This is a genomic window from Pseudomonas gingeri (genome assembly GCF_013385425.1).
In the GTDB taxonomy this organism is placed as follows: Bacteria; Pseudomonadota; Gammaproteobacteria; order Pseudomonadales; family Pseudomonadaceae; genus Aquipseudomonas; species Aquipseudomonas gingeri_D.
The window spans coordinates 33,199-56,462 of the sequence record NZ_JACAQA010000006.1 but is presented as its reverse complement, the minus strand read 5'-3'; the positions used below and the strand labels follow the sequence as shown (position 1 = coordinate 56,462).

At 62.6% G+C, this 23,264-nt stretch carries 25 protein-coding genes; 22 read left to right on the top strand and 3 right to left on the bottom strand.

The window, feature by feature from the left end; translation table 11 throughout:
- The first annotated feature begins 1 nt into the window (after position 1).
- The 20 genes from plsX (at position 2) to lpxO (ending at position 18,531) form a co-directional block, all read left to right on the top strand.
- A complete protein-coding gene (gene plsX, locus HX830_RS11625; protein ID WP_103496772.1) occupies positions 2 to 1,012 on the top strand; it encodes a phosphate acyltransferase PlsX in 1,011 nt (336 codons plus the stop codon).
- 127 nt (positions 1,013 to 1,139) lie between these two features.
- The gene (gene fabD / locus HX830_RS11620; protein WP_152737126.1) at positions 1,140 to 2,078 is read left to right on the top strand and encodes an ACP S-malonyltransferase; all 939 of its coding nucleotides are present in this window, start codon (positions 1,140 to 1,142) and stop codon (positions 2,076 to 2,078) included.
- Between the two features lie 16 nt (positions 2,079 to 2,094).
- Positions 2,095 to 2,835: a 3-oxoacyl-ACP reductase FabG gene (fabG, locus tag HX830_RS11615; protein WP_103496774.1), complete on the top strand. Its 741-nt coding sequence runs from the start codon at positions 2,095 to 2,097 to the stop codon at positions 2,833 to 2,835.
- Between the two features lie 196 nt (positions 2,836 to 3,031).
- Positions 3,032 to 3,268 carry an acyl carrier protein gene (gene acpP / locus HX830_RS11610; protein WP_152737125.1) on the top strand — a complete coding sequence of 79 codons (237 nt, stop codon included), beginning with the start codon at positions 3,032 to 3,034 and terminating at the stop codon, positions 3,266 to 3,268.
- A gap of 111 nt (positions 3,269 to 3,379) precedes the next feature.
- Positions 3,380 to 4,624, top strand: a complete 1,245-nt coding sequence (gene fabF, locus HX830_RS11605) for a beta-ketoacyl-ACP synthase II (protein ID WP_177100297.1) — start codon at positions 3,380 to 3,382, stop codon at positions 4,622 to 4,624.
- Complete coding sequence (gene pabC / locus HX830_RS11600; RefSeq protein ID WP_177100295.1) at positions 4,624 to 5,439, top strand: aminodeoxychorismate lyase; 816 nt, start codon at positions 4,624 to 4,626, stop codon at positions 5,437 to 5,439. Before fabF ends, pabC begins: the two co-directional genes overlap by 1 nt.
- A gap of 1 nt (position 5,440) precedes the next feature.
- Positions 5,441 to 6,676 carry an endolytic transglycosylase MltG gene (gene mltG, locus HX830_RS11595; RefSeq protein ID WP_152737122.1) on the top strand — a complete coding sequence of 412 codons (1,236 nt, stop codon included), beginning with the start codon at positions 5,441 to 5,443 and terminating at the stop codon, positions 6,674 to 6,676.
- 19 nt (positions 6,677 to 6,695) lie between these two features.
- On the top strand, positions 6,696 to 7,328 hold the full coding sequence (gene tmk, locus HX830_RS11590; RefSeq protein WP_103496779.1) for a dTMP kinase: 633 nt from the start codon (positions 6,696 to 6,698) through the stop codon (positions 7,326 to 7,328).
- Positions 7,321 to 8,307, top strand: coding sequence for a DNA polymerase III subunit delta' (locus tag HX830_RS11585; protein ID WP_103496780.1), 987 nt, complete (start codon positions 7,321 to 7,323; stop codon positions 8,305 to 8,307). The genes tmk and HX830_RS11585 overlap by 8 nt, the downstream gene beginning before the upstream one ends.
- A 43-nt stretch (positions 8,308 to 8,350) precedes the next feature.
- Positions 8,351 to 8,707, top strand: a complete 357-nt coding sequence (locus HX830_RS11580; RefSeq protein ID WP_103496781.1) for a PilZ domain-containing protein — start codon at positions 8,351 to 8,353, stop codon at positions 8,705 to 8,707.
- 13 nt (positions 8,708 to 8,720) lie between these two features.
- A complete protein-coding gene (locus HX830_RS11575) occupies positions 8,721 to 9,506 on the top strand; it encodes a TatD family hydrolase (protein WP_177100293.1) in 786 nt (261 codons plus the stop codon).
- A gap of 415 nt (positions 9,507 to 9,921) precedes the next feature.
- Complete coding sequence (locus tag HX830_RS11570; RefSeq protein WP_103496783.1) at positions 9,922 to 10,560, top strand: TetR/AcrR family transcriptional regulator; 639 nt, start codon at positions 9,922 to 9,924, stop codon at positions 10,558 to 10,560.
- Between the two features lie 137 nt (positions 10,561 to 10,697).
- Positions 10,698 to 11,666, top strand: a complete 969-nt coding sequence (locus tag HX830_RS11565) for a GTP 3',8-cyclase MoaA (RefSeq protein ID WP_103496784.1) — start codon at positions 10,698 to 10,700, stop codon at positions 11,664 to 11,666.
- Positions 11,667 to 11,733: 67 nt separating this feature from the next.
- Positions 11,734 to 12,351: a DUF4823 domain-containing protein gene (locus HX830_RS11560; RefSeq protein WP_152737119.1), complete on the top strand. Its 618-nt coding sequence runs from the start codon at positions 11,734 to 11,736 to the stop codon at positions 12,349 to 12,351.
- Positions 12,352 to 12,353: 2 nt separating this feature from the next.
- Positions 12,354 to 12,917 carry a DUF1285 domain-containing protein gene (locus HX830_RS11555; protein ID WP_177100291.1) on the top strand — a complete coding sequence of 188 codons (564 nt, stop codon included), beginning with the start codon at positions 12,354 to 12,356 and terminating at the stop codon, positions 12,915 to 12,917.
- A 194-nt stretch (positions 12,918 to 13,111) separates the two neighbouring features.
- Positions 13,112 to 13,825: a GntR family transcriptional regulator gene (locus HX830_RS11550; RefSeq protein ID WP_103496787.1), complete on the top strand. Its 714-nt coding sequence runs from the start codon at positions 13,112 to 13,114 to the stop codon at positions 13,823 to 13,825.
- Positions 13,822 to 14,826 carry an ADP-ribosylglycohydrolase family protein gene (locus HX830_RS11545; protein WP_177100289.1) on the top strand — a complete coding sequence of 335 codons (1,005 nt, stop codon included), beginning with the start codon at positions 13,822 to 13,824 and terminating at the stop codon, positions 14,824 to 14,826. The genes HX830_RS11550 and HX830_RS11545 overlap by 4 nt, the downstream gene beginning before the upstream one ends.
- Positions 14,827 to 14,941: 115 nt before the next feature.
- Complete coding sequence (locus HX830_RS11540; protein ID WP_152737116.1) at positions 14,942 to 16,408, top strand: purine-cytosine permease family protein; 1,467 nt, start codon at positions 14,942 to 14,944, stop codon at positions 16,406 to 16,408.
- Entirely contained in the window at positions 16,401 to 17,321 is a 921-nt protein-coding gene (locus tag HX830_RS11535; protein ID WP_177100287.1) for a PfkB family carbohydrate kinase, read from the top strand. Before HX830_RS11540 ends, HX830_RS11535 begins: the two co-directional genes overlap by 8 nt.
- Before the next feature lie 310 nt (positions 17,322 to 17,631).
- Positions 17,632 to 18,531 (top strand): lipid A hydroxylase LpxO, encoded by a 900-nt coding sequence (lpxO, locus tag HX830_RS11530; protein ID WP_177100285.1) that lies wholly within the window; start codon positions 17,632 to 17,634, stop codon positions 18,529 to 18,531.
- A 104-nt stretch (positions 18,532 to 18,635) separates the two neighbouring features.
- Here lpxO and HX830_RS11525 read toward each other — a convergent pair whose 3' ends face one another.
- The gene (locus HX830_RS11525) at positions 18,636 to 19,502 is read right to left on the bottom strand and encodes a LysR family transcriptional regulator (protein WP_103496792.1); all 867 of its coding nucleotides are present in this window, start codon (positions 19,500 to 19,502) and stop codon (positions 18,636 to 18,638) included.
- Between the two features lie 106 nt (positions 19,503 to 19,608).
- Here HX830_RS11525 and HX830_RS11520 point away from each other — a divergent pair, with 106 nt between their 5' ends.
- Complete coding sequence (locus HX830_RS11520; RefSeq protein WP_177100276.1) at positions 19,609 to 20,169, top strand: DUF4865 family protein; 561 nt, start codon at positions 19,609 to 19,611, stop codon at positions 20,167 to 20,169.
- A gap of 61 nt (positions 20,170 to 20,230) precedes the next feature.
- Positions 20,231 to 20,716, top strand: coding sequence for a GNAT family N-acetyltransferase (locus HX830_RS11515; RefSeq protein ID WP_152737112.1), 486 nt, complete (start codon positions 20,231 to 20,233; stop codon positions 20,714 to 20,716).
- Positions 20,717 to 20,886: 170 nt separating this feature from the next.
- Here the strand turns inward: HX830_RS11515 and HX830_RS11510 are convergent, their stop codons facing one another.
- Both HX830_RS11510 and copD read right to left on the bottom strand, forming a co-directional pair.
- Positions 20,887 to 22,257: a GntT/GntP/DsdX family permease gene (locus HX830_RS11510; protein ID WP_152737111.1), complete on the bottom strand. Its 1,371-nt coding sequence runs from the start codon at positions 22,255 to 22,257 to the stop codon at positions 20,887 to 20,889.
- A 152-nt stretch (positions 22,258 to 22,409) separates the two neighbouring features.
- Positions 22,410 to 23,261, bottom strand: a complete 852-nt coding sequence (copD, locus tag HX830_RS11505; RefSeq protein WP_152737110.1) for a copper homeostasis membrane protein CopD — start codon at positions 23,259 to 23,261, stop codon at positions 22,410 to 22,412.
- Between the last annotated feature and the right edge of the window lie 3 nt (positions 23,262 to 23,264).

The window sequence follows — 23,264 nt, the reverse complement described above, 5'->3', positions numbered from 1 at the left end:
CTTGTCCGCTCAGATCATCGCGATCGACGCAATGGGCGGGGACTTCGGTCCCCGCAGCATTGTCCAGGCCAGTATTGCCTGTCTGTCTGCTACACCCTCGCTGCACCTGACCCTCGTCGGTCAACCTTCCCAGCTTGAACCCCTGATCGCCAGTTATCCGACTGTGGATCGCGCGCGCCTGACCATTACGCCTGCCAGCGAAATCATCACCATGGATGAGCGTCCGTCCCAGGCCCTGCGTGGCAAGCCGGATTCGTCGATGCGCGTGGCCTTGCAGTTGCTGCGCGATGACAAGGTCCAGGCCTGTGTCAGTGCCGGCAATACCGGGGCCTTGATGGCCTTGTCGCGGCATGTGCTGAAGACCTTGCCGGGGATTGATCGTCCGGCCATGGTCGCGGCCATCCCGACCCAGCGCGGCTATTGCCAGTTGCTGGACCTGGGGGCGAACGTCGATTGCAGTGCCGAGCACCTGTTCCAGTTCGCCGTGATGGGCGCGGTGGCCGCCGAGGCCCTTGGCGTGCTGCGGCCGCGTGTTGCGCTGCTCAATGTCGGCACCGAGGACATCAAGGGCAACCAGCAGGTCAAGCTGGCGGCGACGCTGTTGCAGCAGGCACGGGGGCTGAACTACATCGGCTTCGTCGAAGGCGACGGGCTGTATCGCGGCGAGGCCGATGTGGTGGTCTGCGACGGTTTTGTCGGCAATATCCTGCTCAAGTCCAGCGAAGGCCTGGCGACCATGATCGCCGCGCGGATCGAGGCGCTGTTCAGGCAGAACCTGGCCTCGCGCCTGGTGGGTGCCCTGGCCTTGCCGCTGCTCAAGCGCCTGCAGGCCGATCTCGCCCCGGCGCGGCACAATGGCGCGAGTTTTCTCGGCTTGCAGGGCATTGTCATCAAGAGTCACGGCTCCGCCGGTGTCGAGGGTTTCCAGAGCGCGATTGCCCGAGCCCTGATCGAGATCCAGGAAAACCTCCCCGAGCGCCTGCATGGTCGCCTGGAGGAGCTATTGCTTTAGGCGTTTTCCCGCGGGAATGCTTAAATGTGACCGCTCAGTTCAATCAGCCATCCAAACTGACAGTTTCTTGCGTCCGCCAAGGCGGGACGTCAATTCTTCGACGACAAGATCATTAGGGGCTTGTTACATGTCCACATCCCTCGCATTCGTCTTTCCAGGACAGGGTTCGCAGTCCCTCGGCATGCTTGCCGAGCTGGGCGCGCAATACCCGCTGATCCTGGAGACCTTCAAAGAAGCCTCCGATGCCCTGGGCTATGACCTCTGGGCACTGACCCAGCAGGGGCCGGAAGAGCAACTGAACCAGACCGACAAGACCCAGCCCGCGATCCTCACCGCCTCCGTCGCCTTGTGGCGCCTGTGGCTGGCTGAAGGTGGGGCGCGTCCGGCCTATGTCGCCGGTCACAGCCTGGGCGAATACAGCGCGCTGGTCGCCGCCGGCAGCCTGAGCCTGGGTGATGCGGTGAAATTGGTGGAGCGCCGTGGCCAACTGATGCAGGAAGCGGTTCCGGCCGGGCAGGGGGCCATGGCGGCGATCCTCGGGCTGGACGATGCCGATGTGATTGCGGCCTGCGCCGACGCAGCACAAGGTGAAGTGGTCAGCGCGGTGAACTTCAACTCGCCGGGCCAGGTGGTGATCGCCGGGGCCAAGGCCGCCGTCGAGCGCGCCATGGAAGCCTGCAAGGCCAAGGGTGCCAAGCGCGCCCTGCCGCTGCCGGTCAGCGTACCGTCGCATTGCGAACTGATGCGTCCGGCCGCCGAGCGTTTTGCCGAATCCGTTGCCGCCATCGACTGGCAGGCACCGCAGATCCCGCTGGTGCAGAACGTCAGTGCCCAGGTGGCCACGGACCTCGCAACCCTCAAGCGCGACCTGCTGGAACAGCTCTACAAGCCAGTGCGTTGGGTCGAGTCGGTCCAGTGCCTGGCGGCCAACGGCGCCACCGAACTGGTCGAATGCGGCCCTGGTAAGGTGCTGGCCGGCCTGAACAAGCGTTGCGCCGATGGCGTCAATACGTCCAACCTCAATACCCCGGATGCCTTCGCCGCCACGCGCGCGGCGCGGGCCTGAATCAGGAGAAGCCTGCATGAGTCTGCAAGGTAAAGTTGCACTGGTCACCGGCGCCAGCCGTGGCATCGGCCAAGCCATCGCCCTCGAGCTGGGGCGTCTTGGCGCCGTGGTCATCGGCACCGCGACCTCGGCCTCCGGTGCCGAGCGAATTGCCGCGACCCTCAAGGAGCATGGCATTCAAGGCACGGGTCTGGAACTTAATGTAACCAGCGATGAGTCGGTTGCCACCGTTCTGGCGAGCATCGGCGAGCAGTTCGGTGCGCCGGCGATCCTGGTCAATAATGCCGGTATCACCCGCGATAACCTGATGATGCGGATGAAAGATGACGAGTGGTACGACGTGGTCGATACCAATCTCAACAGCCTGTTCCGCCTGTCCAAGGGCGTTCTGCGCGGCATGACCAAGGCCCGCTGGGGCCGAATCATCAATATTGGTTCGGTTGTGGGTGCCATGGGCAACGCAGGCCAAGTAAACTACGCGGCAGCCAAGGCCGGCCTCGAAGGTTTCAGCCGTGCATTGGCGCGTGAAGTCGGTTCGCGCTCGATTACGGTAAACTCGGTGGCTCCAGGGTTCATCGACACCGATATGACCCGTGAATTGCCTGAAGCGCAGCGTGAAGCCTTGCTGACGCAGATTCCGCTGGGCCGCCTGGGCCAGGCTCAAGAGATCGCGCAAGTGGTCGCTTTTCTGGCTTCGGACGGTGCGGCATACGTGACTGGGGCTACAATCCCGGTGAACGGCGGGATGTACATGTAATTCAAATGTGACGGATTGCTTCAAAAAAATGTCATACCAGCTGTCTAAAATCCGTTATAAAGCTGCAACTTATTGAGGGGCAGAGGGCAAAGGGGGACAAAGGCTGAAGCTTTCGGTTGAAAAGCTGAAAAGCCTTTCTATACACTTACCCACCGGCCAGCTGCCTGAATTTTTCCATTAGGAGTGAAAACAAGGTATGAGCACCATCGAAGAACGCGTCAAGAAAATCGTTGCCGAGCAACTGGGCGTCAAAGAAGAAGAAGTCACCTTGGCTGCTTCCTTCGTTGAAGACCTGGGTGCCGACTCCCTTGACACCGTTGAGCTTGTGATGGCTCTGGAAGAGGAATTCGAGACCGAAATCCCTGACGAAGAAGCTGAAAAAATCACTACCGTTCAAGCAGCTATCGATTACGTTACTGCCCATCAGGCGTAATAGTTTGTAGTCGTTGCCCGCTGTCATGGAAAAACCGCACTGCCATCACGGCGTGCGGTTTTTTCTTTAGGTGTGAGGCAAAGTGTCGTCAACAGGATAAAGGAGAGTGCTGTGTCGCGTAGACGCGTCGTAGTCACCGGCATGGGGATGTTGTCGCCATTGGGTACGGATGTTCCGAGTACCTGGCAAGGCATTCTGGCTGGCCGTAGTGGCATTGGTCTGATCGAACACACAGACCTTTCTGCCTATACCACCCGTTTTGGCGGCTCGGTAAAAGGTTTCAATGTCGAAGAGTACTTGTCGGCCAAAGAAGCCCGCAAACTCGACCTGTTCATTCAATACGGCCTGGCAGCCGGTTTCCAGGCAGTGCGTAACGCCGGCCTTGAAGTGACCGATGCCAACCGTGAGCGCATCGGCGTGGCCATGGGGTCGGGTATTGGTGGTCTGACCAATATCGAGCAGACCTGCCGCACGTTGCACGACCAGGGGCCACGGCGTATTTCGCCGTTCTTCGTGCCCGGGTCGATCATCAATATGATTTCCGGTTTCCTGTCCATCCACCTGGGCGCTCAGGGGCCGAACTATGCCATCGCGACGGCGTGCACCACCGGCACCCACTGCATCGGCATGGCGGCGCGCAATATTGCCTACGATGAGGCCGATGTGATGATTGCCGGTGGCGCCGAAATGGCGGCTTGCGGCCTCGGCATGGGTGGTTTCGGTGCTTCCCGGGCGCTGTCCACGCGCAATGACGAGCCGGCCCGTGCCAGCCGTCCGTGGGACAAGGGGCGTGACGGCTTCGTGCTGTCCGACGGTGCTGGCGCCCTGGTGCTCGAAGAGCTGGAGCACGCCAAGGCCCGTGGCGCCACCATCTATGCCGAGCTGATCGGCTTCGGCATGAGCGGCGATGCCTACCACATGACCTCGCCACCCGACGACGGTGCCGGTGCGGCCCGCTGCATCGCCAATGCCATGCGCGATGCCAAGCTGAACCTGGATCAGGTGCAGTACATCAACGCCCATGGTACTTCGACCCCGGCCGGCGACCTGGCCGAAGCCGAGGCGATCAAGCGGGTGTTCGGTGAGCAGGCCTACAAGCTGGCGATCAGTTCGACCAAGTCGATGACGGGCCACCTGTTGGGCGCCGCCGGTGCCATCGAGGCGATTTTCAGCGTGCTGGCCATCGCCGACCAGGTTGCACCGCCGACCATCAACCTCGATGAGCCTGATGAAGGCTGCGACCTGGATTTCGTGCCCCACGAAGCCCGGCGCATGCCCATCGATGTGGTGCTGTCCAACTCCTTCGGCTTTGGCGGTACCAACGGCTCCCTGGTGTTCCGCCGGTTCGCCGAGTGATGGACAGCTGGGTCGACGGCCGGCCGGGCGACGCGTTGTCCCTCAAGGACCGCGGCCTGGCCTACGGCGATGGTCTGTTCGAGACCATCGCCGTGAAAGCCGGCAAGCCGCTGCTGCTCGAGCGGCACCTGCAACGCCTGGCCGAAGGTTGTCGACGCCTGGGTATCGCGGCGGATCACGGGTTGGTTCGCCGCGAGTTGCTCGCCTACGGTGCGGCACTGGGGGAGGGCGTACTCAAGCTGATTCTCACCCGGGGTGACAGCCAGCGCGGCTATGCGGTGTCGGCGGATGCGCAACCGCGACGGATCCTGCAAGGCAGCCCGCCGCCGACTTATCCAGAGGCCTACCAGCAGCACGGTATTGGCCTTTTCCCCTGTACGACACGTTTGTCCGAGCAGCCCCTGCTGGCCGGGCTCAAGCATCTCAATCGCCTGGAGCAGGTCCTGGCCCGTGCCGAATGGCAGGGGGGAGAACAGGCCGAAGGCTTGATGCTCGACACCTCCGGTCGGGTGATCGAAGGCGTGTTCAGTAATCTGTTCCTGGTGCGGGCGGGTGTGCTTCGCACCGCCGACCTCAGTCGTTGCGGCGTGGCGGGGGTGATGCGCGCGCAGTTGCTGGAAGAGGCGCGGGCACTGGCAATCCCTGTTGATATTTCCGATATCAGCCTGGAGCAATTCCGGCAAGCTGATGAAGTCTTTCTCTGTAACAGTGTCTATGGTGTCTGGCCCGTCCGGGCTTTTGCCGACCTGAGCTGGTCGGTTGGCCCGCTCACCCGTAAACTGCAAGGCATTGCCCGCGTGCTATTGGAAGTTTGAATTGAGACGTAAATTCTTGGTGCTGCTGCAAGCCGTACTGGTGCTGGCCGGTTTGCTGCTGGGCGGTTCCGCCTGGAAGCTGCATTCGGCATTGGAGCAGCCCCTCAACCTGACGCAGGAACAGCTGCTGGATGTCCCGGCCGGTGCGACACCGACGGGCACTTTCAATCGACTCGAGTCCGAAGGCTTGCTCAAGGACGCCTTCTGGCTGCGCCTCTACTGGCGTTTCAATCTGGCCGGGGTGCCGTTGCACAGTGGCGAGTACCGGATCACGCCGGGCATGGACGTGCGTGCGCTGTTGTCCCTGTGGCAGCGCGGCGAAGTGGTGCAGTACAGCCTGACTCTGGTCGAAGGCTGGAATTTCCGCCAGGTGCGTGCGGCTCTGGCCAAGAACGAAAAGCTCCAGCAGACCCTGAGCGGTCTCAGTGACAGTGAAGTCATGACCAGGTTGGGGCACAAGGATGTGTTCGCCGAGGGGCGTTTCTTTCCGGACACCTACCGCTTCGTGCGTGGCATGAGCGACGCCGAACTGCTGGAGAAGGCCTATGATCGTCTTGATAGCGTCCTGGCCCAGGAGTGGCAGAAACGCTCCGCCGATGCGCCCTATACCGAGCCTTATCAGGCCCTGATCATGGCATCGCTGGTGGAAAAGGAAACCGGCGTGCCCCAGGAGCGCGGCCAGATCGCCGGGGTGTTCGTGCGGCGAATGCAACAGGGCATGTTGTTGCAGACCGACCCGACGGTGATCTACGGCCTGGGTGAACGTTATACCGGCAAGCTCACCCGTGCCCACCTGCGTGAGGCCAATCCCTACAATACTTACATGAATGTCGGCCTGCCGCCGACGCCGATTGCCATGGTCGGACGCGAGGCGATTCACGCCGCGTTGAACCCGGTAGCGGGCAACAGCCTGTACTTTGTGGCGCGCGGCGATGGCACCCATGTCTTTTCCGACGACCTGGACTCCCATAACAACGCGGTGCGTGAGTTCCAGCTCAAGCGCCGGGCCGATTACCGCTCCAGCCCTGCGCCGGCGGCTGCTCCTGCACCGACGGTTTCGACTGCTACTCCGGCACCTGCACCTGCGCCGACGGCTCCAGCGGCCGCGCCGGCCCCGGTTCAGAGCCCGGCTCCCGAGGAGCCCGAGCCAGAGTCGAAACCCGCGTCGGCCCCGCTTGTCGAACCTGTACCCGCGGCACCCGCGTCAACCGAAGCCGAGGCGAAAGACTCGCAATGACCCTGATTAAGGACTGCCCGTGACTGGCTTGTTTATCACCCTGGAAGGCCCGGAAGGCGCCGGCAAAAGTACCAACCGCGATTACCTGGCCGAGTGCCTGCGGGCCCAGGGCGTCGATGTCCTGCTGACCCGCGAGCCTGGTGGTACGCCGCTGGCCGAACGGATCCGCGAACTGCTGCTGGCGACCAGCGATGAAGCCATGTGTGCCGATACCGAACTGCTGCTGGTGTTCGCTGCGCGGGCCCAGCACCTGGCCACGGTGATCCGTCCGGCCCTGGCCCGTGGCGCGGTGGTGCTGTGCGATCGTTTTACCGATGCCACCTATGCCTACCAGGGCGGTGGTCGCGGCCTGTCCCATGAGCGTATCGCCACCCTGGAACATTTTGTCCAGGGCGAACTGCGTCCGGACCTGACCCTGGTCTTCGACCTGCCGGTGGAAGTCGGCCTGGCCCGGGCCAGTGCCCGGGGTCGGTTGGATCGTTTCGAGCAGGAAGGCCGGGTGTTTTTCGACGCCGTGCGCAGCACCTACCTGAAACGCGCCGAAGCCGATCCGTCGCGCTACCGGCTGGTGGATGCGGCCCAGACGCTGGCCCAGGTGCAACAATCCCTCGACCGCCTGCTGCCGGAAATCCTGGAGCGGCACCGTGGCTGAAGCCTATCCCTGGCAGGACAGCCTCTGGCAGCAAATGGCCGGGCGGCCCCAGCATGCCCATGCCTATCTGCTGCATGGCCCGGCGGGCATCGGCAAGCGCGCCCTGGCCGAACGGCTGATGGCGCTGCTGCTGTGCAAGAGCCCGACGAATCTCAATGCCTGTGGGCACTGCAAGTCCTGCCTGTTGCTGAACGCCGGCAGCCATCCGGACAACTACATCCTGGAACCTGAAGAAGCCGACAAGGCGATCAAGGTCGACCAGGTCCGCGACCTGGTCAGTTTCGTGGTCCAGACCGCGCAACTGGGTGGGCGCAAGGTGGTGCTGATCGAGCCGGTGGAGTCGATGAATATCAACGCCGCCAACGCCTTGCTCAAGAGCCTTGAAGAGCCCTCCGGCGATACCGTGCTGTTGCTGGTCAGCCATCAGTCCAGCCGCTTGCTGCCGACCATCCGCAGCCGTTGCGTGCAACAGGCCTGCCCGCTGCCGAGCGAGGCCATGAGCCTGCAATGGCTGGCGACGGCGTTGCCGGACAGCAGTGCGGAAGAGCGGGTCGAATTGTTGACCCTGGCGGCGGGTTCACCCCTGGCCGCGGTCAGTCTCCAGGCCCAGGGCGTTCGCGAACAGCGGGCGCTGGTGGTCGATGGGGTGAAGAAATTGCTCAAGCAACAGCAATCGGCCACCCAGTTGGCCGAAGGGTGGAATGCGATTCCCCTGTTGTTGCTGTTCGACTGGTTCTGCGACTGGTCGAGTTTGATCTTGCGTTATCAACTGACCGAGGACGAAGCCGGCCTGGGCCTGGCCGACATGCGCAAGGTGGTGCAATACCTGGCGCAGAAAACCGCCCGGGACAAGGTCCTGTCGATCCAGGACTGGATTCTCGCCCAGCGCCAGAAAGTCCTGAGCAAGGCCAACCTCAATCGGGTGCTGCTGCTCGAAGCGCTATTGGTGCAATGGGCAGCTTTACCTACCCAACACTGAGGCGATGGGCCTAGAATCGGCTATCTGCATGACCGGAGCGAGTATGAACGAACCCATTGGTCCCGGCCCGCGCAACGGCATCCTGTCCCTGACCATCAAGGACAAGTCCGTGCTGTACGCGGCCTATATGCCTTTTATCAAGAACGGTGGGCTGTTCATCCCCACCAGCAAGAGCTACAAGCTGGGCGACGAGGTGTTCATGTTGCTCAACCTGATGGACGAGCCGGAAAAGATCCCGGTCGCCGGCAAGGTCGCCTGGATCACCCCCAAGGGTGCCCAGGGCAACCGCGCGGCGGGCGTCGGCGTGCAATTCAACGACGGCGACAACACCGCTCGCAGCAAGATCGAAACCCACCTGGCCGGCGCCCTGAAGTCCGACCGTCCCACCCATACGATGTAGTTGTCGCCTTTTTATGCTTGTAGATTCCCATTGCCACCTCGACCGTCTTGATCTCGCCGAACATGCCGGCTCCCTCGATGCGGCGCTCGACGCAGCGCGTCAGCGCGGAGTCGGGCACTTCCTGTGTATCGGCGTGAGTGTCGACAATGCGGCTGATGTGAAGGCCCTGGCCGAGCGTTACGCCGATGTCGATTGTTCGGTCGGCGTGCACCCGCTGGACGTCAAGGCCGACGCCGCGCCGGCGCTCGACTGGTTGCTGCGCGAGCTTGAGCACCCCAAGGTCGTGGCCATTGGCGAAACCGGCCTGGACTACCATTACGAGCCTGAAGCGGCCGAACTGCAGCAGGCGTCCTTCCGCTTGCACCTGCAAGCAGCCGCGCAGACCGGCAAGCCGGTGATCGTCCACACCCGTGGCGCGCGCGCCGATACCCTGGCGTTGCTGCGCGAGGCGCAACTGCCCCAGGCCGGCGTGCTGCATTGCTTCACCGAGGACTGGGAGATGGCCAAGGCCGCACTGGACCTGGGCTTCTATATTTCCCTCTCGGGCATCGTCACCTTCCGCAATGCCGACGCCTTGCGCGACGTCGCGCGACAAGTGCCGGCCGACCGCCTGCTGGTGGAAACCGACTCGCCGTACCTGGCGCCGATTCCCCATCGCGGCAAGCCGAACCTGCCGCAATATGTACGCGATGTCGCCGATTACCTGGCGATGCTGCGCGGGGTGCCCTATGAGCAGTTCGCCGAGCAGACCACCGAGAACTTCAAGCGCCTGTTTCCCCTGGCCCATGTGTGCGCCTGAGCCGAGAGGCTAAATCGCAGGCAAAAAAAACCCGGGTTCTGGGGGGTGAATCCGGGTTAAGACCATTAGGAGTAAAACAAAGGTACGCGGTCCTTCGGCACCTTTATCAGCGCGTCACTTGGGGGAGATGTCACGCCGACAGTTCAAGTATTGGCCAGGATTGCCCGACGTCCAGTCAGCATTGCTCATTTTTTAAACAGATTTGGAATACAGGCGCTTCTATTGAGTTCTCATCGTGCCAGGACGCTTTTCGGCGGCCGGCGGCGGCGACGATCCGTGACCACTGCGAAGATTTTCTGACCGGGGCGGCCTGATTCGTCGACAGTGAAAACTAAAAGCCTCGGATGATTCGTGCAATTTGGCGCGAGTCAGGCATAATACTTGGCTTCGATTTTGCCCCTACAGACCTTTTCTTATGCACAAAGAACCCCGTAAGGTCCGTGAGTTTCGTCGCCGCGAGCAGGAAATTCTCGATACCGCGCTAAAGCTGTTCCTCGAACAGGGTGAAGACAGTGTCACCGTCGAGATGATCGCGGATGCCGTCGGTATCGGCAAAGGCACCATCTACAAGCATTTCAAATCCAAGGCGGAGATCTACCTGCGCCTGATGCTCGACTACGAGCGTGACTTGAACGAGCTGCTGCACTCGGCGGATGTCGACAAGGACAAGGAAGCCCTGTCCCGGGCCTACTTCGAATTCCGCATGCGTGATCCCCAGCGCTATCGCCTGTTCGACCGCCTGGAAGAAAAAGTGGTCAAGGGCCACCAGGTGCCGGAGATGGTCGAGGAGCTGCACAAGATCCGCGCGTCCAACTTCGAACGCCTGACCTTGCTGATCAAGGGCCGTATCAGCGAAGGCAAGCTCGAGGACGTGCCGCCGTACTTCCACTACTGCGCCGCCTGGGCCCTGGTACATGGCGCTGTCGCGCTGTACCACTCGCCGTTCTGGAGCAATGTGCTGGAAGACCAGGAAGGTTTCTTCCAGTTCCTGATGGATATCGGCGTGCGCATGGGCAACAAGCGCAAGCGCGACCCTGAAACGCCCGTCAGCTAAGATATTCGGCCTGGTGATTGCGCCACGTTCCCCTATATGGCGCAATGCCCCGGGCTTATACTCAGGGATAGGGCTTGTCAAAACTTGATTTTTAAGTCAAGTTTTGCGCGTTCCACAGTCCATCGCCGGAGTGTCCCATGATCGTTGACCGTCAAGGCAGGCGTTTTCGCAATCTGCGCATCAGCCTGACATCCGCCTGCAATTATGCCTGTACCTACTGCGTGCCCAATGGCAAGCGGCTGGTGGCTGCCCAGGACGAACTGTCGGCGCAGGCCATGGCACGGGGCGTGGCCTACCTGATCGAGGCGGCGGGGATCGAGCGCTTGCGCATTACTGGCGGCGAGCCGCTGGTCAGCCCGAAGCTGGAAGCCTTTATGGGCGCGGTCGGCCAGATGGGCCTGGACGATATCAGCCTGACCACCAATGGCCAGTTGCTTGCGCGCAAATTGCCGCTGCTGGTGGAGGCCGGGATCAAACGGATCAACGTTTCCCTCGATACCCTGGATGCCAGTGCTTTTCGTACTATCGCCCGTGGTGGCGACCTGGCCAGCGTACTCGACGGTATGGAGCAGGCGCGGGCGGCGGGACTGAAGATCAAGGTCAATATGGTGCCGTTGCGCGGGCAGAACCTGGACCAGGTGATGCCGCTGCTGGATTATTGTCTTGAGCGCGGCTATGAGCTGCGCTTTATCGAACTGATGCGCATGGGCCACCTGGCCAGCGATGGCAATGCCTTTCTCCAGCAGTTCGTCAGCCTCAAGCAGTTGCTCGGGCTGATTGGCGAGCGCTATGAATACCTGCAGGCCGATGCCCCGGTGGATGCCACCGCCGTGCGTTATGCGATTCCGGGGCGTGGTCACTTTGGGGTGATCGCCAACGAAAGCGTGCCGTTCTGTCGGACTTGTTCGCGCTTGCGGTTGTCGTCCACCGGCTGGCTGCATGGCTGCCTGTCGTCGAGCAACCGGCATTATGTCGGCGACCTGCTCGACAAGCCGCGCCACGAGGCGTTGCCGGCGTTGCAGCGGCTGCTGGTCAAGGCCTTGGGTGACAAACAGGAAGTGGCTTTTTCGGGCGGCGCGACGGTGATGAAAATCATCGGCGGCTGATCTGGCGCGGAAGCTGCATCCACGCGACTATTCGCCGGTTTTCCGTCACCGGCCTCTGGAGGATAGGATGCGTAGCCTGGTTGTGCTGCTGGCGTTTTTAGCGCTGGGCGGCTGCATGAAAGTCAGTGATCTGGGGGAAGGTGTCCGTTATCAGGCGAGCGATGTGGGACTGCTCGACCATAGTGATACGCGCCGGATCCGCTCGTTCCGCATCCAGCCGGACTCCTTTATCTACATTGCCCAGGGCGCTTTCACGCCACCCGGCAGTGCTTACCCGCGTCCCAACGTGGTGGCCGAGGAAGCCTTCAACGGCTTCGTCGAATATTTCCCCATGGTGCGCCGCGCCCGCGCGCCCCTGGGGCTCGACCAGGCCATGGCCGAAGCCCGTTCCGCCGGCGCGCACTACCTGCTGTACACGCGCTTCGCCAAGGCTGACGACCGTATCGGCAACTACGACGAATGGGCCGACCAGGAGTCCGTCGACCGCCTGGGCGTGGACAGCGGGGTGATCCAGATCATGCTGATCGAGACCGGCACCCAGTACCTGATCGATACGGCACGGATCAAAAGCCGTGGCGGCTTGCTGACGTTCCACAACAACAAGCCCGAAGACCTGATCGCCGCCCCCTTGGCCGAATATGCGCGTAGTCTGTTAGGCGTCGGTGAACAGTGGATGTCGGATTGAGTATGAGTGAGTCGGGCAAGGCCAACGACCTGTTGGCGCAAATCCCCAGGACGGAAAAAGGCCTGCCGCCGGTCCACTTGTGGAATCCAGCGTTCTGCGGCGATATCGACATGCGTATCGCCCGTGACGGCACCTGGTATTACCAGGGCACGCCGATTGGCCGCAAGCCGATGGTCAAGTTGTTCTCCACCATCATGCGCCGCGACGGCGATGATTATTTCCTGATCACGCCGGTGGAAAAGGTCGGGATCAAAGTCGACGATGCGCCCTTTGTCGCGGTGACCCTGGAGGTCGAAGGGCAGGGCGAGGCACAGCAACTGCGGTTTACCACTTACGTCGATGAACAGGTGACGGCCGGTACCGAGCATCCGATCCGGGTGGTGATCGATCCGATCAGCCAGGAACCGGCGCCCTACGTGCATGTGCGCAGTAATCTTGAAGCGCTGATGCATCGCAATGTGTTCTACCAACTGGTGGAACTGGCGGTCAGCCGTGAGATCGACGGCCAATCCTGGCTGGGGGTCTGGAGCGGGGGCGTGTTTTTCCCCATTGGCCTGGAGCCCTGAATTGTCTCCGCCTGTCGGCGGATCGCCAGCAAGCTGGCTCCTACAGTGAACCCGGGCACGACTATATTTTGTGCCAAGCCCGAACCTGTGGGAGCTGGCTTGCTGGCGATAGCGCCCTGGAAAACACCACCATTCATCTCCTTGTAAAATAAATCCCTTGCACCTCTGAGCCTCTTTCGGTTATCAATTTGTACATGATTAGACATGTCCGATTTGATAAGAAAAAAAGGGTGGTCGATGAGCTTATCCGGCGCATCGAAAGCGGTCTTCTTGGAGACGGCTTGCTGTTGCCGGGTGAACATCAGTTGGCCGAAGAATTCTCGGTGAGCCGTGGCACGCTGCGCGAGGCCCTGGCCGAGCTCAAGCGGCGCAACTACATCGCGACCCAGAGCGGCGTGGGCTCCATCGTCACCTACGACGGCATTCCCCTCGACCAGCGCGCCGGCTGGGCCCAGGCCCTGGCGGACAGCGGGGCGCTGATCAACACCGAGGTGTTGCGCCTGGAAGCGGTGACGCGGCCGGACCTGTTCAGTCGCTATGGCACCGAGCAGTTCATCGCCCTCGACCGGCGCCGGCGCAATACCGAAGGCACCGCGGTTTCCCTCGAACACTCGCTGATACCGGCCAGCGGCGGCCTGGAAGGCCTGCCCAACGTCGGCCTGATCGACAACTCCCTGACCATTACCCTGGCGGCCTACGGCTATGTCGGTGATCGCGGCGATCAGTGGATCGGCGCCGAACCCCTCTGCGCGGAAGATGCCGAACTGCTCGGGCGTCCGCTGGGCACGGTGTTTCTCAAGGCCTTGCGAACCACCTACGACAAGCGGGGACGTTTTATGGAGCAGGTCGAAAGTCTGCTCGATCCTTTGCATTTCCGCCTGCACCTGGCGTTTGGAAACCCGACATGACCCCGATTCATCGAGCCCTCGGTGCCTTCTACGGCCTCGCCCTGGGCGACGCCCTGGGTATGCCGACCCAATCCCTGAGTCGCGCCCAGATCCGGGCTCGCTTCGGCAGCATCACCACGCTGGTCGACGCCGGTCCCGACCAGCCGATCGCGCCGAACATGCCCGCCGGCTCCATCACCGACGACACCGAACAGGCGATCCTGGTCGGGCAGTTGCTGATCGACGGTAACGGCCATATCGAGCCGGCGCTGCTGGCCGAACGGTTGATCGCCTGGGAAGCGGTGATGCAGGCCAAGGGCTCGCAGGATCTGCTCGGTCCATCGACCAAGCGCGCCATTGAAATGATTCTGGCCGGCCACAGCCCCGAGGAAGCCGGGCGCTACGGCACCACCAACGGCGCAGCCATGCGCATCACCCCGGTGGGCATCGCCGCCGATGTCGACCAGCCCCAGCACTTTCTCGAGGCGGTGATCCAGGCCTGCCAGGTCACCCATAACACCAGCCTGGGAATCTCCAGCGCCGCCGCTGTCGCCGCGGTGATTTCCTGCGGGATCAACCGCCAGAGCCTGGCGCACGCGCTGGATATCGGCACCGAAATGGCCTTTACCGCCGAACAGCATGGCCATTGGGTCGCCGGCGGGCGCCTGGGGCCGCGGATTCGCTGGGCCCGTGAGCTCGTCCGCGATTGCCCGGACGCCGAACTGGCCGACCTGCTGTATGACGTGGTTGGTACCTCAGTTGCCTCCCAGGAGTCGGTGGTGGTGGCCTTCGCGCTGGCCCAGCGGGTCGTCCTCGGCAAGTTCAACGCCTTCGAGGCCCTGTGCCTCGCCGCGAGCATCGGCGGCGACACCGACACCATCGCCGGCATCCTCGGCGCCATGCTCGGGGCCTGTGACGGCCTGGACTGCTGGCCCGCCGAGATGGTCGCGAAAATCATCGAAGTCAATGCGCTGGAACTGGTACCGCTGGTCCAGGGGCTAATCGCCCTGCGCGACGCCTGACACACAACAACACGCAATGGACTGCAGACGAAGGGGGCCCGGAAGTGGCCCAGGGGTTTCTACACCTTCCGCACTGCCCAACAACCACAACAATTGGCATCAGGAGCTGAACACCATGACCTCATCAAAAGCCGGACAAAGTGCCGGCCAACTGGAAACCCGCGGTATAGAACCGGTCCCGGAAGCCGAGTGCAACGGCCATCCGTTGCAACTGTTCTGGGTCTGGTTCGCGGCCAACATCAGTATTCTCGGCCTGCCTCTGGGGGCAACCCTGGTGGCCTTTCGCGGGCTGGCGATCTGGCAGGCGATCATCGTCGCGATTCTCGGCGCGGCGGGCTCCTTCGCCGTGGTGGGGATCATCTCCATTGCCGGTCGGCGTGGCCATGCGCCGAGCCTGACCCTGTCGCGAGCGATTTTCGGCGTGCGCGGCAATATCGGTCCGACCATCGTTTCGCTGATGTCGCGCCTGGGCTGGGAAACGGTCAACACCACCACCGCGGCGTTCGTGCTGCTGTCCTTGTGTTCGATCCTGTTCCACTCACCCGTAGAGGCCAAGAGCGCGCCAGTGCTGACGCTGCTGTTTATCGCCATCTTCGTGCTGCTGACCCTGTCGGTCTCGGGCCTGGGGCATGCCACCTTGCTGGTGATCCAGAAGTGGGCGACCTATGTCTTCGGCGGCCTGAATATCCTGGTGGGCGGTTTCCTCTGCGCGACCATCGACTGGAGCGCGGTGTTCAACGCCACCCCGGCGCCCATGAGCGCGATGATCATCGGCATCGGCACCATGGCGGCGGGCACCGGGATCGGTTGGGCCAACGCCGGCGCCGACATGTCGCGCTACCAGCACAAGAGCGTCAAGGCGGTCCGTCTGGTGGCCTCGGCGGCCTTCGGCGCGGGTATCCCGCTGGTGCTGCTGATCACCCTCGGCGGCCTGCTGTCGGTGGGCAACCACGATCTGGCCCAGGCGACTGACCCGATCATCGCGATCCGTGACATGCTGCCGACCTGGATGGCCGTGCCGTACCTGATCACCGCGTTCGGCGGGCTATTGTTGTCGAACAACCTGTCGGTGTACTCGGCGGGCCTGACCACCTTGACCCTGGGCCTGAAGGTCAAGCGCGTGCATGCGGTGATCGTCGATATCGTCGCGATCTTTGTCGGCTCCATCTACTTCATGTTGATCGCCGACAGCTTCTACGGCCCGTTCATCACCTTCATCTCGCTGCTGGCGGTGCCGATCACCGCCTGGGTCGGGATCTTCGTGGTCGACCTGGTGCATCGCCAGTACTACAGCCCCAAGGACCTGCTGGACGTCAGTCCGACCAGCGCCTACTGGTATAGCGGCGGCATCGAATGGCGCGCCTTCGGTGCCTGGGCCGTGGCGATTGTCCTGGGCTTCAGCTTCACCACCATCGGCACCACCGCCGAGACCACCTGGTTCCGTGGTTTCCTCTCCGATTCCTGGCTGGGCCACAACGGCCTGGGCTGGATCGTCACCTTCCTGGTTGCCGGCGGTATTTACGCCGTGCTCGGCGGCGCGGCGGATCGTCGTGCGGCCTTTGTAGAGAATGCCAATGGCTAGACTGATGCATACCGGCCAGGTCATGGTTGACCTGGTCATGTCCCTCGACCAGCTGCCGGCGACCGGCGGCGACGTGCTGGCGAATGCCGCCAGCTTTGAAGCCGGTGCGGGTTTTAACGTCATGGCCGCGGCCCGGCGCAATGGCCTGCCGGTGGTCTACCTCGGGCGCCACGGTAACGGGCGCTTCGGCGACATCGCCCGCCAGGCGATGGCGGCGGAGGGGGTCGAGATCGCCCTCGAGCGCGATGGTGCGAAGGACACCGGGCTTTGCGTGTCGCTGACCGAGGCCAGCGCCGAGCGCACCTTTATTTCCTATATCGGAGCCGAAGGCGGTGTCTCGGCTGAAGAGCTGGCGCGGGTCTCGGTGCAAACCGACGATTACGTCTATGTCAGTGGCTACAGCCTGCAATATCCGGACAAGGCACCGGCGCTGCTGGAATGGGTGTTGTCCTTGCCGAAGGCGGTGACGGTGGTGTTCGATCCGGGTCCGTTGGTCAACTCGCCGGATGCAGCCCCCATGGCGGCCTTGTTGCCGCGTATCGATATCTGGACCAGTAACAGTGTCGAATCCCTGCGTTTTACCGGCGCGGCGGATATTGCCGGTTCCCTCGACAATCTGACCGGGCGTTTGGCCGACGGTGCGCTGCTGGTGGTTCGCGATGGCCCGAACGGTTGTTGGGTCAGTCGGGTCGGGGAGCACCGGCATGTGCCTGGTTTCAAGGTACAGGCGGTGGACAGCAACGGCGCGGGCGATGCCCATGCCGGTGTATTCCTCGCCGGGCTGGCGGCGGGGCTGGATGCCGTCGAGGCGGCTCGCCGCGCCAATGCGGCGGCGGCCCTGGCGGTTACACGCTGGGGGCCGGCCACCTCGCCCGGGAAGCAAGAAGTGGATACTATGCTGGCGAACGGCTGAATCCGGCTCCTGTAGGAGCAAGCTTGCTCGCGATCCGCCGGCAGGCGGGATTTTGGTGGCGCTCCGTGGATCGCCATCGCCGGCAAGCCGGCTCCTACAGGGATGGAGTGCACCAGTGAAGCTGTAAGAAAATCCTGTAACAGATAGTGGTTTTGCTTTAACCCGGAAGACGAAACACTGGAAACCCATACGCCAGCTGTTCTACCCTAGTGCGTTGGCTACCTTTGCGACCTCTGGACCCCGGCCGTGTGCACCGGGCCACCAGATGCATGAAAGGTAGCGTGTCCTTTCGACTTCTGTGACGACGCCCGTGAAACTCATCATTATCGCTGTTTACGTCTTGTCCATCGCGTACGTACACCTGCGCGGCAAGGTCCGGCACAAGCTGGGCCGGCAATTGAGTGACCACTCGACTTTCCTCGCCCCGATCAACTGCTTCCTCTACCTGTTCTCCAAGGTACCGAGCCGTCCGTACCTGGACCCGGCCGGCTTTCCAGAGCTCAAGCCGCTGCAGGACAACTGGCAGGAAATCCGCACCGAGGCCCTGGCCCTGTTGCGCGCCGGTGAGATCAAGAAATCCGAGACGCCCAACGACGTGGGCTTCAACTCCTTCTTCAAGACTGGCTGGAAGCGTTTCTACCTCAAGTGGTATGGCGACAACCATCCTTCCGCCGTCGAGCTGTGCCCGCGCACCACGGAGCTGCTCAACAGCATCGGCAGCATCAAGGCAGCGATGTTCGCCGAGTTGCCGCCGGGTTCGCGCCTGGTTCGCCACCGCGACCCCTACGCCGGTTCCTTGCGCTACCACCTGGGCCTGGAAACGCCGAACGATCCGGGCTGCTACATCAACGTCGATGGCCAGGACTACCATTGGCGCGATGGCGAGCCGGTTATGTTCGACGAGACCTTTATCCACTACGCCGAAAACAAGACCGACCAGAACCGTGTGATCCTGTTCTGCGATGTCGAGCGCCCGTTGAAATATCGCTGGGCGACGGCGTTCAACCGCTGGTTCAGTCGTAATGTGATGTCCGCCGCCGCTTCGCCGAATGATGCGAACGACAAGACCGGTGGGATCAACAAGTTCTTCACCAAGATCTACGGCATTCGCCTGCGGGGCAAGGCCTTGAAGAAAACCAACCGCACCCGCTACTACCTGGAGAAGTGGGCGATCTTCGGTGGTTTGCTGGCGTTGTTCCTGCTGATCTAGTTCAGGTTGTCGCTTAACGAATTCGGCCGGGCCCCCAAAGGGAGCCCGGCCGATTTGTTTCCATAATTGTCCAGGTCGTTACGCCGCCTGGAAGTCATGATCGACTAGCGCTCCAGTACCCCACGAAATGCAGCACTCAGCGCTCGCAAGGTTTCCTGAGAACGAGAGTCCGTGGGACGCGCATGCAGGATGATTTCGGTGATCGGCAGCGCCGGCAGCCCGAGTTGCTCACCGACTTCGATCGCGCCGGCCGGTGCCACCCGTTTGGCCAGCGCCGCCACGCCGAGCCCGGCACTGACCGCCGCGCCCACCGCCATCACGCCGCCGCCGATAAACACTTCGGTCCAGGGGATGCCCGCATCATCCAGCACCCGCACCGCCAGATGCCGCACGCCACAGGGCGCGGCCATGGTCGCCAGGCGCAGGACGCTGCCGGGGGTGTGTTGCCAGGTGGGTGCGGCGAACCAGCCGAAGCGCTCCACCACCAGCACCTCGCCGTCGTGACGGTCGCCTTCGCTGCGCACGATGGCGGCGTCCAGCTCGCCACGATCGAAGGCCGCGCCGAGGTCCCGGGACGAGGCGATCCGCACCTCGATGATCAGCAGGGGATCGTAGTGCGCCAGGCGACTCAGCAGGGTCGGCAGGTCCGGTCCCGCGACATGGTCGCTGATGCCGATGATCAGGCGACGATTGGGTGTGGCGCTCATATCCCCCAGCGCCCGTTCGTGGGCCTGGAGCAACGCGCGGGCGGCGTGGATAAATTGTTCACCCGAAGGCGACAGCCGCACATGGCGGGGTGTGCGCTCCAGCAAGCGGTAGCCGAGACGTTCTTCCAGGCGCTTGAGCTTCAGGCTGATGGCCGCCTGGGAGGTGTCCAGCGCCTGGGCCGCGCGGGTGAAACTGGCGAAATCGGCAATCAGCACAAAGGCCTGGACAGTGTCGATATCGAGAGGCTTGACGGCTTCAGTCATATCTATCTCTTATCACACATATATTTATAGATATCTTGTTGTAATTATCGATCTTGCGCAAGCTGGCTCCAGGTTCTCGATAACCTTTTCCCACAGGAGTGTCGTCATGTTTGCCAAACAGTATTCACACCGCTTGCCCGCCAACTATGACATGGGCTTGATCCGCCGCCGGGCCAGCGAGTTGGGGCCGCTCTGGGACGATACCCAGGGGCTGGTCTTCAAGGCTTTTATCGCCGAGGAGCGCGGGGTCTTCGGGGCCCAGGCCAATCTGTATTCGTCGGTGTACCTCTGGGCCGATCCGAGCGCCGCTGCGGGCTTTCTGATGGACGAGCGTTTCCAGCGGGTGATCGACTCATTCGGTCGTCCGGATATCGAGGCCTGGTTGCCGCTGGATCTGCAGCTGGGCAGTGCGCCGCAGGCCCGGGCGCTGTATCGCGAAACCTTGCCGTTCGATGCGCAAGCGGATCGAGTGCGGTTGCTGGCCGAGGAGGTGGAGCGTAACCAGGCCATCGTTCGTCAGGACGACACGGTGGCGGTGTTCCTCGCGCTGGATACGGCGGCCTGGCAGTTGATCCGGATCACCCTGTCGTCGTCCGAGCCTGACCGCCATCGCGCGGGTAAGGCGTATGAAGTGCTGTACCTGGCACAACCGGGCCTCGAGCAATAGTGATTCAAACCGTCGCACAATCCGCATAGCATGGGCGACTTCACCGACTCTGGAAGCGCCCATGTCCCTTGAAATACGCGAAGCCCGGCCCAGCGATGCGCCGCAGATCCTGGCCTTCATCACTGAACTGGCCGAGTACGAACGGGCCCGCCATGAAGTGATCGCCAGCGTCGTCGACATCGAGCGCAGCCTGTTTGGCGAAGGTGCCACGGCCCATGGCCTGATCTGCCTGCGTGATGGCGAGCCGGTCGGTTTTGCGGTGTTTTTCTTCAGCTACTCCACCTGGCTCGGGCGTAATGGCCTGTACCTGGAAGACCTCTATGTTTCACCGCAACAACGCGGTGCCGGCGCCGGTAAGAAGCTGTTGCGGCACTTGGCGCAGATCGCCTGTGCCAATGATTGCGGGCGCCTGGAGTGGAGTGTGCTGGACTGGAACGAGTCGGCGATTCGCTTCTACGAGTCCATCGGTGCGCAACCCCAGAGTGAATGGGTGCGCTACCGGATGGATGGTGAGGTGTTGAAGAACTTTGCCTATTCGCAGGACTGAGCGGGGATCCTGAAACACCGCGAATTTGAATGCGCCGCGAAACCTGTAGGAGCAGGGCTTGCCCGCGAAGCTTTTGGCGGCCTTGAGGGCCCTTTCGCGGCGGTGCGGCGAACCGACAAGCCGCTCCTACAAGGGATCCTGTTCAGGCTTACCAAATGGATTACGGCAGTTTATTTAAACCACTGCCACAACAGCAGCGTGCCAATCAGCCCGACCACTGAAACGATGGTCTGCAACACCGACCAGACCCAGATTGTCTGCTTGAGCTGCAAGCCGAAGTACTCGCGCACCATCCAGAAGCCGGCGTCGTTGACGTGGCAGAAGAACACCGAACCGGCACCGATGGCCAGGGCCACCAGCGAGGCCTGGGTGGTTGCCAGGCCGGCCATCAGCGGCGCGAGAATACCCGCCGTGGTGGTGGTCGCCACGGTCGCCGAACCGGTGGCCTGGCGCAAGGCCACGGCAATCAGCCAGGCCAGCAGGACGTAGGACAGGTTGGCGCCGGTGGCGACCTTGCTGATGGTGTCGCTGATGCCGGCTTCCAGCAGGGTCTGTTTCAGGCCGCCGCCGGCGCCGATGGTCAGCAGCAGCATGGCAATCGGCCCGAGGCTTTTGCGCAGCACGCTGCCGACCTGGTCGCGGGCCATGCCGATGGACCAGCCCAGGCAGATCACCGCCGCGATCACTGCCAGGCCCAGGGCGATCAAGGGTTCGCCGAGAAACTTCAGGGTGATGGCGAGGTTGCTTTGCGGCGCCATGGCGACCTTGGCCAGGGTGCTGCCGAGCATCAGCAGTACCGGCAGCAGGATGATCAACAGTGAAATGGCGAAGCTCGGCTTGCGCCGGGTCTCGACCTTGGCGGTGAACAAGGCGCCGATTTCCGCCGGCTCCTTCACATCCAGGCGTTTGGACAACCAGATACCATAGAGCGGGCCGGCGAGGATCACCGCCGGCACCGCGATGCAAAAGCCCAGCAACATGGTCATGCCGAGGTCGGCGTGCAAGGCGCTGACCGCGATCAACGGGCCCGGATGGGGCGGCATCAGCGCATGCAGGGTGGTCATGCCGGCCAGGGCCGGGATCGCCACCTTGAGCAGCGGCTGGCCGGACTGGCGGGCGATCACGAAGATGATCGGCACCATCAGCACCAGGCCGACTTCGAAGAACAGCGGCAGGCCGATGATCATCGCGACCATTGCCATGACCCAGGGCAGGGCCTTGCCCCGCGCATGGCGCAGGAGGGTCGAGGCAATGCGGTCGGCGGCCCCGGACTCGGCCATCAGCGCGCCGAGCATGGCGCCCAGGGAAATGATGATCCCGGCTTCGCCGAGCAGGCTGCCGGCGCCCTTGCTGAACGCCTTGGCCACTTCTTCAGGGGGCAGCGAGGCGCCGATCCCGGCGACGAAGGTGCCGATCAGGATGGACAGGAAGGGCGGCAGTTTGGTCAGGCTGATCAGCACGATGATGGTGGCGATGGCCAGCAGGCAGCAGACGATCAGACGGGTGTCGTGGGCAAGCCACGCGGCATGTGAAAGATCCAACGGGAACCCCTTCTTGTATTATTTTGTTACGCGGTTGGAAGGAATATACCTGATGGATTCATATAGATGATTAGATGAGCCAGGTTTTTTTGCGAACGGGAGTATGAAAGTCCGGACGGGTTTACGCTGTTCGCCAGCCAGCCCGGGGGGGCTCAGTCCATCAGCATCGGCGGCAAAGTGCCCAGCAGCGATACCGCGAGAATCGCCCCCAGGCCGAGCAGCCATTCGACCGTCACACTGGTGCGCAAGACGCTGAAACGCCCGCCAGGGCTCATCACCCGGTTGAACAGGGCCAATCCCAGCATCAGCGCGACCATCAGCACCTTGATCAGCAGGATCAGGGCGAAGCCGCTGAACAGTGGCGTCGGCCAGAGGGCTCCGGTGAGTACCCGCACATTGATCAGACCTGTGGCGATAATCACGGCGACCAGCAGGTAACCGAGGTCGCCGAACCGTCGCAGGACCCGCTTGATGTCATGTTCCGCCGGCTTGCTCAGCATCAGGGCGAGCAACATCAAGCCGCCGACCCAGGCACCGACCCCGCTCAGGTGGATGAACTGGTTGAGCATCAGCAAGCGACCGTCGAGGCCGTCGAGCATGGCGCCGTGGCCGACCGGGGCGAGGGTCGCCAGCAGCAGGAAACCGAGCAGCAGGTTGATGGCCGGGCGGGCGTTGGCCAACAGGCTGATCACCAGCAACAGGGACAAGCCCAGGTGCCAGCTCCAGACCTGACCGAAAAAGGTCTTGCCCAGGACCAACTGCAGGGTGGCGGGATTCAGGGCGTCGGCCCAGTCGCCGGTCATAGTGGCGGTGGTCAGCAGCAACCAGCCGCCGGCGCTGAGCAACCCCAGCAGCGCCAGCCAGCGCTTGATTTCGAGCAGCCCCCGGTCGAGTGCCGGGCTGGCCGCGCTGCCGATCAGCCAGGGCCTGAACAGGCAGGCCCCGAACAACGACAACACCACGGCGAAATGCAGGAAGCGGCACAGGACCATGGCGTTCTGCATAGA